The 13,118-nt window shown below is 73.4% G+C and carries 13 protein-coding genes and 1 pseudogene; 11 read left to right on the plus strand and 3 right to left on the minus strand.

Going from position 1 to position 13,118, the window contains the following annotated elements:
- Window positions 1-46 precede the first annotated feature (46 nt).
- The 5 genes and pseudogenes from ACIRVK_RS05550 to ACIRVK_RS05570 all read left to right on the plus strand — a co-directional run bounded on the left by ACIRVK_RS05550 (window position 47) and on the right by ACIRVK_RS05570 (window position 4,116).
- Window positions 47-835: a slipin family protein gene (locus ACIRVK_RS05550; RefSeq protein WP_404244101.1), complete on the plus strand. Its 789-nt coding sequence runs from the start codon at window positions 47-49 to the stop codon at window positions 833-835.
- 44 nt (window positions 836-879) lie between these two features.
- Entirely contained in the window at window positions 880-1,428 is a 549-nt protein-coding gene (locus tag ACIRVK_RS05555; protein WP_404244102.1) for a YbhB/YbcL family Raf kinase inhibitor-like protein, read from the plus strand.
- Between the two features lie 51 nt (window positions 1,429-1,479).
- Window positions 1,480-2,316: a PPK2 family polyphosphate kinase gene (locus ACIRVK_RS05560; protein WP_404244258.1), complete on the plus strand. Its 837-nt coding sequence runs from the start codon at window positions 1,480-1,482 to the stop codon at window positions 2,314-2,316.
- Between the two features lie 28 nt (window positions 2,317-2,344).
- Window positions 2,345-3,859, plus strand: a complete 1,515-nt coding sequence (locus tag ACIRVK_RS05565; protein WP_404244103.1) for an FAD-dependent oxidoreductase — start codon at window positions 2,345-2,347, stop codon at window positions 3,857-3,859.
- Window positions 3,860-3,900: 41 nt separating this feature from the next.
- Window positions 3,901-4,116 (plus strand): annotated as a pseudogene (locus tag ACIRVK_RS05570) (hypothetical protein).
- On the opposite strand, the gene ACIRVK_RS05575 reads toward ACIRVK_RS05570, so the two are convergent.
- Both ACIRVK_RS05575 and ACIRVK_RS05580 read right to left on the minus strand, forming a co-directional pair.
- On the minus strand, window positions 4,108-4,779 hold the full coding sequence (locus tag ACIRVK_RS05575; protein ID WP_404244104.1) for an ABC transporter: 672 nt from the start codon (window positions 4,777-4,779) through the stop codon (window positions 4,108-4,110). The pseudogene ACIRVK_RS05570 and the gene ACIRVK_RS05575 overlap by 9 nt on opposite strands.
- On the minus strand, window positions 4,776-5,603 hold the full coding sequence (locus tag ACIRVK_RS05580) for an ATP-binding cassette domain-containing protein (RefSeq protein WP_404244105.1): 828 nt from the start codon (window positions 5,601-5,603) through the stop codon (window positions 4,776-4,778). Before ACIRVK_RS05580 ends, ACIRVK_RS05575 begins: the two co-directional genes overlap by 4 nt.
- Before the next feature lie 36 nt (window positions 5,604-5,639).
- Between ACIRVK_RS05580 and ACIRVK_RS05585 the strand changes: the two genes are divergently transcribed.
- The 6 genes from ACIRVK_RS05585 to ACIRVK_RS05610 all read left to right on the plus strand — a co-directional run bounded on the left by ACIRVK_RS05585 (window position 5,640) and on the right by ACIRVK_RS05610 (window position 12,384).
- The gene (locus ACIRVK_RS05585; protein WP_404244106.1) at window positions 5,640-6,356 is read left to right on the plus strand and encodes a peptidyl-tRNA hydrolase; all 717 of its coding nucleotides are present in this window, start codon (window positions 5,640-5,642) and stop codon (window positions 6,354-6,356) included.
- 123 nt (window positions 6,357-6,479) lie between these two features.
- Window positions 6,480-7,265 carry a DUF4142 domain-containing protein gene (locus tag ACIRVK_RS05590; RefSeq protein ID WP_404244107.1) on the plus strand — a complete coding sequence of 262 codons (786 nt, stop codon included), beginning with the start codon at window positions 6,480-6,482 and terminating at the stop codon, window positions 7,263-7,265.
- 136 nt (window positions 7,266-7,401) lie between these two features.
- Window positions 7,402-8,793 (plus strand): DUF692 domain-containing protein, encoded by a 1,392-nt coding sequence (locus ACIRVK_RS05595; protein WP_404244108.1) that lies wholly within the window; start codon window positions 7,402-7,404, stop codon window positions 8,791-8,793.
- Window positions 8,794-9,019: 226 nt separating this feature from the next.
- Window positions 9,020-9,793 (plus strand): DUF4142 domain-containing protein, encoded by a 774-nt coding sequence (locus tag ACIRVK_RS05600; RefSeq protein ID WP_404244109.1) that lies wholly within the window; start codon window positions 9,020-9,022, stop codon window positions 9,791-9,793.
- Window positions 9,794-9,893: 100 nt separating this feature from the next.
- Window positions 9,894-10,655, plus strand: a complete 762-nt coding sequence (locus ACIRVK_RS05605; RefSeq protein WP_404244110.1) for a TIGR04222 domain-containing membrane protein — start codon at window positions 9,894-9,896, stop codon at window positions 10,653-10,655.
- A 139-nt stretch (window positions 10,656-10,794) separates the two neighbouring features.
- On the plus strand, window positions 10,795-12,384 hold the full coding sequence (locus ACIRVK_RS05610) for an alpha/beta hydrolase (protein WP_404244111.1): 1,590 nt from the start codon (window positions 10,795-10,797) through the stop codon (window positions 12,382-12,384).
- Here the strand turns inward: ACIRVK_RS05610 and hemQ are convergent, their stop codons facing one another.
- Window positions 12,385-13,116: a hydrogen peroxide-dependent heme synthase gene (hemQ, locus tag ACIRVK_RS05615; RefSeq protein ID WP_404244112.1), complete on the minus strand. Its 732-nt coding sequence runs from the start codon at window positions 13,114-13,116 to the stop codon at window positions 12,385-12,387.
- Window positions 13,117-13,118 lie beyond the last annotated feature (2 nt).

Raw genomic sequence — 13,118 nt, forward strand, 5'->3', positions numbered from 1 at the left:
ATATCGTTGCAGGAGCAGACAAAAGGACCTCACTGAGGAGGTCGTGATGCTCCCTGAGCTGGTGGCGGCGGCCGTGGCGGTCGGATCCGCCGGAGTGGTCTACCTGGCGGCCGCGGCGCGTGTCGTCAAGCAGTACGAACGCGGGGTGCTCTTCCGGCTCGGGCGGCTCGGCGGTGACGTACGCGGGCCCGGGTTCACGATGATCGTTCCCTTCGTGGACCGGCTCAGCAAGGTCAACATGCAGATCGTCACGCTGCCCATCCCGGCCCAGGAGGGCATCACCCGCGACAACGTGACGGTGCGGGTGGACGCCGTCGTCTACTTCAAGGTCGTCGACCCGGCGGCCGCGCTCGTCAACGTCGAGGACTACAAGTTCGCCGTGTCGCAGATGGCGCAGACGTCACTGCGGTCGATCATCGGCAAGAGCGACCTCGACGACCTGCTCTCCAACCGCGAGAAGCTCAACCAGGGCCTGGAGCTGATGATCGACAGCCCGGCCATCGGCTGGGGCGTGCAGATCGACCGCGTGGAGATCAAGGACGTCTCGCTGCCGGACACGATGAAGCGGTCCATGGCCCGCCAGGCCGAGGCCGACCGTGAGCGCCGGGCCCGCATCATCAACGCCGACGCCGAACTCCAGGCCTCCAAGAAGCTGGCCGAGGCCGCCCAGCAGATGGAGGACACCCCGGCCGCGCTCCAACTGCGCCTGCTGCAGACGATCGTGGCGGTGGCGGCGGAGAAGAACTCCACCCTGGTGCTCCCCTTCCCCGTCGAACTGCTCCGCTTCCTGGAGAAGGCCCAGGAGCATCCGCAGGACCACCAACTCGGGACGTGACGCACGGCTGGCAGGGGCCGCCGCACGCCGCTAGCGTTCCCTGCATGCAGCGCAGGCTCGTCGTCGTCACCGCACTGGCGGCTGTGGCGCTCGCCGCCGGCTGCGGACACGACGGCGGGGCCTCGTCCGCGCCCGACCCCGGTGCCGCCCGCCGCATCACCCTGTCGAGCCCCGCCTTTCCCGACGGCGGCACGATCCCCCGCCGCTTCACCTGCGACGGAGAGAACGTCTCACCCCCGCTCACCCTCTCCGGCCTCCCCTCCGCCACCGCCACCGTGGCCCTCCTGGTCGAGGATCCCGACGCCCCGCACGGCACCTTCGTCCACTGGCTGCTGTGGAACGCGTCCCCGAAGGAGACCGACTGGCCCGTCGGCCGAGCCCCGCACGGCGCGATCCAGGGCCGCAACGGCTTCGGAAAGCCCGGCTACGGCGGCCCCTGCCCACCCCGGGGCCACAGCCCCCACCACTACGTCTTCTCGGCGTACGCCGTGGACCGCGCCCTGTCCTCCGCCGCCTCGCCCGACGACCTGGCGCACGCGCTGAGGGGCCACACCCTGGCCGCGGGCACCCTGACCGGCCGTTACGGCCGCTGACCCGGAACGGAGACTCCCGTGGCCAAGGCCGGAAAGAGACAGCAGGACGTGATGGACCTGCGGAAGCTGCTGCGGGTCCCCGGCGGCGAGCATCCGGATCTGACCGAGTACGCCACCCGGACCGGCCCCGCGGGCCCGCAGGACAAGGCGGCGGGCCGCGCGGACACCGCCCGCATGGGCAAGCGGCTGGCCGAACTCCAGGAACGCCTGTGGGCGGCCGGCACCACGGGGGACCGCCGCCGGGTGCTGCTGGTGCTGCAGGGCATGGACACCAGCGGCAAGGGCGGCACCGTCAGGCACGTCGTCGGGCTTTTCAACCCGGCCGGCTGCCGGACCGTGGGCTTCAAGGCGCCCACGCCCGAGGAGCGCGAGCACCACTTCCTGTGGCGCGTCGAGAAGGAGCTGCCCCGGCCCGGCGAGATCGGCGCCTTCGACCGCTCGCACTACGAGGACGTCCTCGTCCCCCGGGTCCGCGCGCTCGCCCCGCGCGACGAGATCGAGCGCCGCTACGACGAGATCAACCGCTTCGAGCAGCGCCTGACCGACGACCGCGTCACCGTCGTCAAGTGCTTCCTGCACATCTCCTTCGACGAGCAGCGCCGCCGCCTGCTGCGGCGCCTGGACCGTCCCGACAAGCGCTGGAAGTTCAGCCCCGGCGACATCGACGACCGCGCGCTGTGGCCCGCGTACCAGGAGGCGTACGAGATCGCCCTGCACCGCTGCTCCGCCCCGCACGCCCCCTGGTACGTGATCCCGGCCGACCGCAAGTGGTACCGCGACTGGGCGGTGGCCCGGCTGCTCCTCGAGCACCTCCGGGCGCTGGATCCGCGGTACCCCGAGCCCGACTTCGACGTGGCCGAGTGCCGCAAACGACTCCTGGAACACTGAGCAGGTCCCGGCGGGGTACCCGGCCACCATGAACGACGACCAGCACGCCTCGTACTGGCTCCGGACGGCCCCCGGCCCCGAGCACCCGACCCTCACCGAGGACATCACGGTCGACGTCGCCGTGATCGGCGCCGGGATCGCCGGGCTGAGCACGGCGTGGGAACTGGCGCGGGCCGGCCGCTCGGTCGCGGTGCTGGAGGCCGACCGGGTCGCGGCGGGCGTGACCGGCCACACCACCGCGAAACTCACCACCCTGCACACCCTCGTCTACGACAAGCTGCGGCGCACCCGGGGTCCCGAGGGCGCCCGGCTGTACGCGCGCTCGCAGAGCGAGGCGATCGAGCACGCCGCCGAGGTCGCGGACGAACTGGGCGTGGACTGCGAGTGGGAGCGCCGCAGCGCCTACACCTACGTCTGCGACGCGGGGCGTGTGGACGAACTGCGGGCCGAGGCGGCGGCCGCCCGGGAGGCGGGGCTGCCGGCGTCCTTCACGACCGAAACCGGCCTGCCGTTCCCGGTGGCGGGAGCGGTGAAGGTGACCGGGCAGGCGCAGTTCCATCCCCGCAAGTACCTGCTGGCGCTCGCCGACGACCTGGTGCGCCGGGGCGGACGGATCCATGAGCGCACGACGGTCACCGGTCTCGACGAGGGCGAGCCGTGCCGGCTGGCGACCGCGTCCGGCGCGACGGTGAACGCCCGGGACGTGGTCGTCGCCACGCACTACCCGATCTTCGACCGGGCCCTGCTGTTCACCCGCCTCTCCCCGCGCCGCGAACTGGTCGTCGCCGGGCCCCTCCCGGCCGACCGGGACCCCGACGGCATGTACATCACGCCGGACGAGGGCACCCGGTCGGTGCGGACGGCGCCGTACGACGAGGACGGGCGGCGCCTCCTGGTGGTCACCGGCGAGCACTTCACCCCGGGCACCGGCGACACCCGGGTCCGCTTCGAGCACCTGGCCGCCTGGGCCGAGGACCACTTCCCGGACGCCGACCTCACCTATTCCTGGGCCACCCAGGACAACGACCCCACCGACACGGTGGCGATGGTCGGTCCGCTGCACCCCGGCGCCCGGCACACCTACGTCGCCACCGGGTTCGGCGGCTGGGGGCTGAGCGGCGGCATCATGGCGGGCCGGCTGCTCACCGCACAGATCCTCGGGCAGCCGTGCGCGTGGAGCGAGCTGTACGACCCGCGCCGGTTGCGCACGGCGGTGCGTGAGGCGCCGGCGTTCCTCAAGACGCAGGCCGAGGTGGCCCGGCACTTCGTGGGCGACCGGTTGCGTCCGGCGCCGCCGCTGGAGTCCCTGCCGCCCGGCGAGGGCGCCGTGGTCCGCGCCGGTCACGACCGGGTCGCCGTCTACCGCGACGACGACGGCACTCTGCACGCCGTCTCCCCGCGCTGCACCCACCTGGGCTGCCTGGTCGCCTTCAACTCCGCCGAACGCGCCTGGGAGTGCCCCTGCCACGGCTCCCGCTTCGACACGGACGGCAAGGTGGTCCAGGGCCCGGCGACGAGGCCGCTGGAGCGGCGGGACATCTGACCGCCCGTCCGGGTGACGCCGGAGCGACCTACGCTGGAGTCATGAGCGACGAGTACTGCACGATCGCCGACGCCACCAGGCCGCCGAGGGCGGAGGGTCCGCCGTATGCGATGGGGGTCCCCCCGCTCGGACGAAGTTGAGAGTGGGGGAGTGTGCTGTGCCGGGAGCCGACGGAGTACCCGGAGTCGTACAAGGGGATCACGCTGTGCCCCCGGTGCGAATGGCAGGAGGCCCAGCGCACCGCCTGTTCAGGGTGAGCGGCGGGAAGTGAGGACGCAGGTCACGGCGGTCGCCGCCGCCGCGAGGGCGAACGCACCGGCCAGGGGCAGCAGGGGCAGGGGTACCGTGCCCGAGCGCGAGCCCGCGACCAGGCCGCCGACCGCCGCCTGGGCCGGCGAGCCCGTCGCCACCGCCGACAGCAGCGCCGCGAGCAGCATCGCCGGGACCGCCCGGCCGGACGAGCGCAGCACCGGCCAGTTGGTGAGCGCGCCGGCCGCCGCGCCGAGCAGGGCGCAGGCCAGGGCGGCGAGCAGTCCGGCCGCGGCGGCCGGGAGCCGGGCCACGCGCGTGTGGTGCTCGGTGCTCGCCGGGTCACTGATCAGGGTCACGACGACGACCGCGACGGCACCGATCGACGCCGCGGCGAGAAGGGCCACCAGCAGACGGGCCAGTTGGGCCTTCCCTGGTCCGGACGCGGCGGCCACGCATGCGCGTGCCGCGGGCGGTTCGACGGTGACGCACACCCGCACCAGCCAGGCGGCGACCGGCAGCAGCGCGGCGGCGGTGTAGCCGAGGGAGTCGAGGATCGGCTGGCCGCTCTGCACGCCGACGGCCAGGAACGCCGCGTAGAGGATGACCGGCGGCAGCCAGCGCTGGGAGCGCACGAGGAGGGCGGTCTGGTAGCGCAGGAGGGCGGTCATCCGGGGGTGTCCTCGTCGAGGGTGCGCACGCTCACCACGTGCCGGGGCGGTCGGGCCGTCAGCAGGGCCCGCAGGACGACGTCCGAGTGCGAGGCCGGGACGGTGAGCCGGTGGTGGTCCGGCCCGAGTTCGGTGACGGTGGCCAGCGGATGCGCGGGCGGCGGCCCGTGCACCTCCACGACGACCCGCGGGCCTGCGGGTGGCCCGTGCTCCTCCGTACGGCGATCGAGGCGCCCCTCGTGGACCGTGTACGTGGCGTCGGGTGCCCCCGCCAGGCGGCTCGGGTCGTGGTCGACGAAGACGACCGCGCCACCGGCCTCGGTGCGCTCGGCCACCACTCGCTCCAGTTCCGCCCGGGCCGCACCGTCCAGGCCGGTCCAGGCCTCGTCGAGGACGAGCAACTCCGGCTCGGCGAGGAGGGCCTGGGCGACCGCGACCTTCTGGCTGCCGCCCTTGGACAGCTCGGCCATCGGCGTGCGGGCGAGGTCGGCCGCGCCGAAACGCTCCAGCCACCGGCCGGCCGCCGCGGTCGCCGCGCTCCGGGACAGGCCGTGGACGGTGCCCAGGTGGGTGAGGTAGCCGACGGCGGTGAACGGAAGGGCCGCCGGGAAGCGCTCGGGGACGTACGCGGTCCGTGGGCGGCCGGTGACCCTGCCCTCCGTGGGGGCGTCGATGCCGGCGAGGACGCGCAGCAAGGTGGACTTGCCGGTGCCGTTGCTGCCTTCCACCCGGGTGAGGGTGCCGGGGGCCAACGCGAGGTCGATGTCCCGCAGGATCCAGGGGCCGCGCAGACCGTAGCGGCGGCCGACGTTGTGCAGCTGCATGAGGTCTTTTCCTCGCTCCCCTTAGAGTTGCCCGGTGTGAGCCCTGATTCAACACCACCCGGTGACAGCCCCTTTCGCTCCGAGCGCACCGCCCGCGACGAGGCTCCGCAGTTCGTGCTGCCCCTCGTCGTGCGGGTGGAGAAGGCCGCGCCGCCCGCCCGTACGGACGCTCTGGAGACGGCCGCCCGGGCCGTGCTCGTCATGCTCGGCGACGAGCGCTCCCTCGGTGACGGTGAGTGGGCCCAGGTCATGCGGGAGTGGCAGGACGCCCGGATCCGGAAAGTCGTACGGCGGGCCCGGGGGGCCGAGTGGCGGCGGGCCGAGGCGCTGGCCGGGATCACCGTGACCGGCAAGTCGGCCGAGGTGCGGGTCTTCCCGCCGGTCCCGCTCGACGGGTGGCCCAAGGACCTGGCGAGGTTGCAGGTGTCCGGCACCGAACTGGAGGACCCGGAGCCGCCGGTGCCGGCCGACGCGTCGCAGCCCGTGCTGTGGCTGAACCCGGAGCTCGACATGTCCGCCGGCAAGGCCATGGCGCAGGCGGGGCACGGCGCTCAACTCGCCTGGTGGGAACTGTCGGACGAGGAGCGGGCGGCCTGGCGGGACGCGGGGTTCCCGCTCGCCGTGCGGACCGCCGATCCGGTGCGCTGGGACCGGCTCACCGGCAGTGGGCTGCCGTTGGTGCGGGACGCGGGGTTCACGGAGATCGCGCCCGGCTCGTGCACCGTGGTCGCCGACCACCCCGCGCTGCGGTGACAGCGAGCGGGCGCGCCACTTTGCCGTCCGTTTAGTTTGTTGGCCGGCGCTTGAACAACGCGGCCGCCCCTCCCGTAACTCCTGGCATCGAGTCGGTGTCACCCGGGAGGGGCTGTGCAGGGTATGCGGATCAACGGGACTGCCTTCATCGTCGCGGCTCTCGTCGCCACCGTGGGCGCGCTCGCGTTCCCGGTGTGGACCTACGCCGACCGGTCGGGCACCGGCCAGGCGAACGTGGCGGCGGGGACCGTGAACACCCAGTGGGGCCCGCTGACCGCTTCCGACCGCGACCTGATAGTGCGCGTGCGGCTGGCCGGGCTGTGGGAGCTGCCCGCCGGGCAGCAGGCCCTGCAGCGCGCGCCGAGCCAGGCCGTCAAGGAGGCGGGCGACCACCTCATCGTCGGTCACACCGACCTCGACAAGCGGGTGCGGATCGTCGCCGCCCAGCTGGGCGTGGAGCTGCCGAACCAGCCCAACGAGCAGCAGCAGGGCTGGCTGCGGGAGATGTCGGCGGCGAGCGGCGCGGAGTACGAGTACAAGTTCGTGAACCTGCTGCGGTCCGCGCACGGCAAGATCTTCCCGGCGATCGGCACGGTCCGGAACACGACCCGCAACACGCTCGTACGGCAGCTTGCCTCGGACGCCAACCAGACCGTGCTCGACCACATCACGGTCCTGGAGAAGACCGGCAAGGTCGACTTCGACGCGATCGCCAACGACGCGGTGGCCGGGACCACGGCGAGCCCGACCGGCCCGCCCGCCCCCGTGCCCGGTCAGGTGGCGTCCTCGGCGCCCGCTGCCGGGCCGAGCGGGGACGTGGGGGTGACCTCGCGTCCGTCGCCGGGCGAGCCGGGCACCGTCAACACCGGGCGGCCGGACCCGGTGGACTCGGCGGGTGTGCTGCGGTGAGCGGGGCGTTCGAACGGGGCGGGGCGGGCGGAACCTCAAATGTTGCTCTGAAGGTGGGTGGGGCGCGGTTCGGGCCCTGGTGCCGGGGCCATACCCCCGTCACGTTCCGCACGGCGTGGGCAGGGAGGGGATCATCATGGAGCGACTGGGCAGGGGCATCGGGTGGCGGCCGGAGATCGCCGGCGCCGTGGAGCGGATGCCGGGCATCGAGTGGGTCGAGGTCGTGGCCGAGAACGTGTGTCCGGGGCACCTTCCCGAGTCGCTGCTGCGGCTGCGGGCCCGTGGGGTGACGGTGGTCCCGCACGGTGTCTCGCTGGGCCTGGGCGGCGCGGACCGACCCGACGAGGGTCGGCTCGCCGCACTCGCCGAGCGGGCCGAGGCACTGGGATCGCCGCTGGTCACGGAGCACATCGCGTTCGTACGGGCGGGCGGTCCGCTCACCGCCTCGCCCCTGCTGGAGGCCGGCCACCTGCTGCCCGTACCGCGCACCCGGGACGCCCTGGACGTGCTGTGCGAGAACGTCCGGATCGCGCAGGACGCGCTGCCGGTGCCGCTCGCGGTGGAGAACATCGCCGCGCTGATCTCCTGGCCGGGCGAGGAGATGACCGAGGGGCAGTTCCTGTACGACCTCGTGGACCGCACCGGTGTGCGGCTGCTGATCGACGTGGCCAACCTCCACACCAACCACGTCAACCGGGGCGAGGACCCGGCCGAGGCGCTCGCCGGGCTTCCGCTGGAGGCCGTGGCGTACGTCCATGTCGCGGGCGGCTTCGAACGGGACGGCGTCTGGCACGACAGCCACGCCCACCCGGTGCCCCCGGCGGTCCTGGACATCCTGACCGACCTGGCCTCCCGGGTGTCCCTGCCGGGAGTCCTCCTGGAGCGGGACGAGAACTTCCCGGAGCCGGGAGTGCTGGAGGGGGAGCTGGCCGCCATCGGGGCGGCCGTGGAGAAAGGACGGGCGGGGTCGGAGCCGGTATGGGCGGGGTCGGAGGAGGTGGCGGTGACATCGGCGGGCGCTGGGGCGGTGACAGCGGCGATCACCGAGGAGCCCATGGGCGGCGCCACCTCCCCCGAGCCGCCCGGTCCGGCTCCGGCGTCCGCCGCTCACCCGGACGCCGCCCGCGTGCGGCTCGGCCTCGCCGAGGCCGCCCTGCTGTCCGCGCTCGTCGCCGGGACACCCGTGCCCGAGGGCTTCGACCGGGCGCGGCTCGGGGTGCAGGCGCGGGCGCTCGCCGGGAAGCGGGCCGACGTCGTGGGAAAGGTCGCGCCCCGGCTGCCGGAGCTTCTCGGGGCGACGTACCGGACCGCGTTCCTCGCCTACGCGACCGGGCATCCGATGACCGGCGGCTACCGCCGGGACGCGCTGGACTTCGCCGAGCACCTGCTGCTGTCGGGGCGGCTCCCGGAGGGACGGGTGCGGCGGGAGCTGCGGGCGTGGTGGCTCGAGCGGTCGGGGCCGGCGCCCCGGTCACGGCCGGCGGAGCGGATGGCCCGGGCGGCCCGGAGGGTGCTGCTGCACCGCTGAGCGGTCGAGTGTGCCGGGGCTAACACAAGGGCCACCGGGCACACGCCCCAGACCCGGTTCGTTCGTATTTGCCACCGAATTTCCCTCCCGTTCACTTCCCTTACGCCCCATAACATCCCTATTTCGCCCCCTTGCCTTCTCGCGGGAGACGCACAACACCACGCAGTAACATGCCAATCCCGCACCCGAAACCGACCAGCGTGCGGTGCCGCAGTCAGGAGGCACCATGCGACCGCGACCACCCGTCAAAGGCCGAGGCATCGTCAGTGGCACCGGCATCATCATCACCGGTCTGACGGCGACCCTGTTGGCGCTGATCTTCCCGGTCTGGACCTACGCCGACCGCTCCGGAACCGGTGTCGCCGTGCTCAACGCCGAGACGGTGTCGACGAGTTACGGCCCCCTCTCCGCCCTCGACCGCGACTTCGTCACCAAGGTCCGGCTGGCCGGACTGTGGGAGCTGCCCGCCGGGCAGGAGGCGGAACAGAAGGGCACCACCCAGGCGGTACGGACGGCCGGGCAGCACCTCGTCGACGGCCACACCTTTCTCGACCAGCGGGTCCGGGACGTCGCCGCGAAGCTCGGGCTCCAGTTGCCCAACGAGCCCACCGCACAGCAGCGGCAGTGGCTCACGACCCTGAACGCGGCCCAGGGCGTGGACTACGACCGCCAGTTCGTGAACATCACGCGGCTCGCACACGGCAAGGTGTTCTCCCTGGTCGCCCAGGTCCGCGCGACCACCCGCAACTCGCTGGTGCGCGCCCTCGCCGACGACGCCAACACGACGGTGCTGGACCACATCAAGGCCCTGGAGGCGACGGGCTTCGTGAACTGGGACGCGCTCGCCCAGGACATGGCCATGGCGAGCACACCCCCGCTGGTCAACTCCCCCGCCCCGCCCGGTCCGACGACGAACCCGAGCCCGGCCACTCCGGTCGTCCCGTCGCCGTCCGCGACCTACAGCCTCCCGCCGGCCGAGTCCAGCCCGCCGCCGCAGTAGACCTGTTCAGGACATCCGGAACGTCACATACCGACAACGCTCCGTCCGGATTGTGAACAAGGCATGGCGTTCGACAGGCCCTTTGGCATAGAAACGCGGCATGTTCTGGGTCCTCCTCCTGCTGCTGGCCTGGGCCGTCACCGGCACGGCGTGTACCCGGCTGTGCCTGGCCGCCGTACGCGCGGCGGGCGCCGATCCGGACCCCGTGCAGCGTGAGCTGACGCTCTACGAGGCCGCGTTCCTCTCCGGCGGCCCCCGCCGGGTCGCCGATCTGACCATGGTCTCCATGGCCCGGCAGCGCCGGCTGCTGCTCGCCCACACCGGCTGGGCGACGGTCGTCGACCCGCGCGGGCGGGACGAGATGGAGCAGTCCGTCATCGGGGCCATCGGCCCGGAAGGACAGAACCGCATCGCCCCGGTCCGCGCCGCCGCGGCCTCCGCGGCCGCGGTGGGCAGCCTCGGCGACCGCCTCGTCCGCGCGGGCCTGGCCGTGCCGGCCGGCGCCCGCACCACCGTCGCGGCCGGGGTGCGTCAGGTCCGGCTCGCCGCGCTCGCCGTGCTCGCGCTGGGCGCCGCCGGGCTCCTCGTCCCCGCGCACCCGGACATGCCGCGCGGCCTGGTCGCCCTCTGGTTCGCGCTGCCGCTCGCGCTGAACCTGAGCTGCCTGGCCATAGCCCGCGTCGAGGCGCACCCCTACTCCCGCTGGGCCTCCCCGGCCGGCCAGCGCCTGCTGGGCACCCTGGCCCGGCGCGCCCCTTACGGCGACGACGGCACGTACCTGACCACCGTCGCAGTACGCGGCGTCCGCGCGATCGGCGAACCGGACCTGCGGGCCGCCTTCGCACACCGCGACCAGCCCTAGGACTGCCTTTCGGGCGTGAACGGCTCGTCGGGGGCGCACCGGGGGCACGGGGGACGACACCCGCTCGGCGGTGCTTGCCTTCGCCGACCGTCGAACGAAACATCCCTTTTGTCGCCGCTGTGCACCGAAGGGATACGCGATGAGAGCAGCCGCCCTCTACTCGGCCGCCGGGTCCTTGCTCCTGACCGCCCTCGCCGCGGCGCCGGCCGGTGGTGCCGCCGTCACCCCGGACGCGGCACAACTGCGCGGTACGGCGGTGGCCGCCGCGCGGGCCCGGGCCGTCGGTGTCGCCTTCGGGGCGTGCTCGGGCGGCCAGGACATGCCCGGCGGCCTGGAGTGCGGCACGGTGTCCGTGCCGCTCGACTACGCGGCCCCCGGCGGCCGGCAGATCAGGCTCACCGTGAGCCGGGTGCGGGCCACGCACCGGGACCCGCGCAACAGCAAGCGCCGGGTGCCCCGGCAGGGCGCCCTGGTCTACAACCCCGGCGGGCCCGGCGCCGACGGTCTGTACTTCCCGCTCGTCGGTCTGATGCCGCAGTGGAAGCGCCTCGGCGCGGCGTACGACCTCGTCGGCTACTCCCCGCGCGGGGTGGGGCGTTCGGCGCCGCTGTCCTGCCAGGACCCCCGGCACCTGTTCAAGGGCCCCTCGCCGGCCCCGGCGCACCCTTCTGAGTCGTACAAGAAGGAGCGCATCGCACGGGCCGAGAGCTACGCGCGCGGGTGCGCCCAGCGGGCCGGCCGCGATCTGCGGTACTACAACTCGCTCAACAACGCCCGCGACCTGGACGTCCTGCGGGCCGCGCTCGGGGAGGACCGGCTGACGTTCATGGGGGCGTCGTACGGCACCTACGTGGGAGCCCTGTACGCCACCCTGTTCCCCACCCATGTGCGGCGGATGGTGTTCGACGCCGCGGTGAACCCGGACCCGGAACAGGTCTGGTACCGCAACAACCTCGACCAGTCGGCCGCGTTCGAGGGACGCTGGGCGGACTTCCGGGAGTGGATCGCGGCGCACGACGACGTGTACGGGCTGGGGAGCACGGCGGAGGCGGTGCAGCACAGTTACGACCGGGCGAGCGCGCGGCTGGCGGCCGAGCCGGCGGGCGGCGAGGTGGGGCCGGGGCAGCTGCGGGGGGCGTTCCTGACGGCGGGGTACTACGACGACTACTGGCCGCAGCGGGCCGAGGCCCTGTCCGCGTATCTGCGGGGCGATCCGAAGCCGCTGGTCGAGCAGGCGGCGCCGGTGCGGGACGCGGCGGCCGAGGTGGAGAACAGCGACGCGGTGTACACCGCCGTCGAGTGCAACGACACGCCCTGGCCGACGAACTGGCGGGTCTGGGACCGGGACAACACGCGGCTCGCGCGGGTGGCGCCGTTCGAGACCTGGGACAACGCCTGGACGAACCTGCCCTGCGCGTACTGGCCCGCGCCGCGGCAGCGGGCGCTCGACGTGCGGACGGGGCCCGGTGAGCTGCCGCCGACGCTGATCCTGGCGGCCGAACGGGACGCCGCCGCGCCCTACCAGGGGGCGCTCGAGCTGCAGCGGCGGTTGTCCGGCGCGGTGCTGGTGACCGAGCGGGACGCGGGGTCGCACGGGATCGCCGAGGGGCCGAACCCGTGCGTCAACGGCTACCTGGACGCCTACCTGCTGGCGGGCCGCCTGCCGGTGCGGCACGCGGCCTGCGCCCCGCACGCGGCACCCGAGCCGACCAGGCAGGTCGGCAGTTGATCAGGCGAGGCCCGCGATCAGCTCGGCGACGTCCTTGCGGCGGCCGGTGTAGAACGGGACCTCCTCGCGGACGTGCCGACGGGCTTCGGAGCCGCGCAGGTGGCGCATGAGGTCGACGATGCGGTGCAGTTCGTCGGCCTCGAAGGCGAGGATCCACTCGTAGTCGCCGAGGGAGAAGGACGCGACCGTGTTGGCGCGGACGTCGGGGTAGCCGCGGGCCATCTTGCCGTGGTCGGCGAGCATGCGGCGGCGGTCCTCGTCGGGCAGCAGGTACCAGTCGTAGGAGCGCACGAAGGGGTAGACGCTGACGTAGTTGCGAGGCGTCTCGTCGGCGAGGAACGCCGGGATGTGCGAGCGGTTGAACTCGGCGGGGCGGTGCAGCGCCATGTTCGACCAGACCGGCGTGAGCGCGCGGCCCAGCTTGGTGCGGCGGAAGAGGTTGTACGCCTCCTGGAGCTGGTCGCTGGTCTCCGCGTGCCACCAGATCATGAGGTCGGCGTCCGCGCGCAGGCCGGAGACGTCGTAGGTGCCGCGGATGGTCACGTCCTTGGCGGCGAGCTGGTCGAACAGCTCCTGGACCTCGTCGGCGTAGCCCGCGCGGTCCTCGGGGAGCACGTCCTTCAGCTTGAAGACGGACCACAGGGTGTAGCGGATGACCTCGTTGAGGTCCTTGGCCAGCTTGCCCTTGTTCGGGATCCTGGCTGCCTCGGTGGTGGGGGCGTCGTCACTCATGC

It is taken from the genome of Streptomyces sp. NPDC101152, from assembly GCF_044768275.1.
GTDB lineage: Bacteria > Actinomycetota > Actinomycetes > Streptomycetales > Streptomycetaceae > Streptomyces.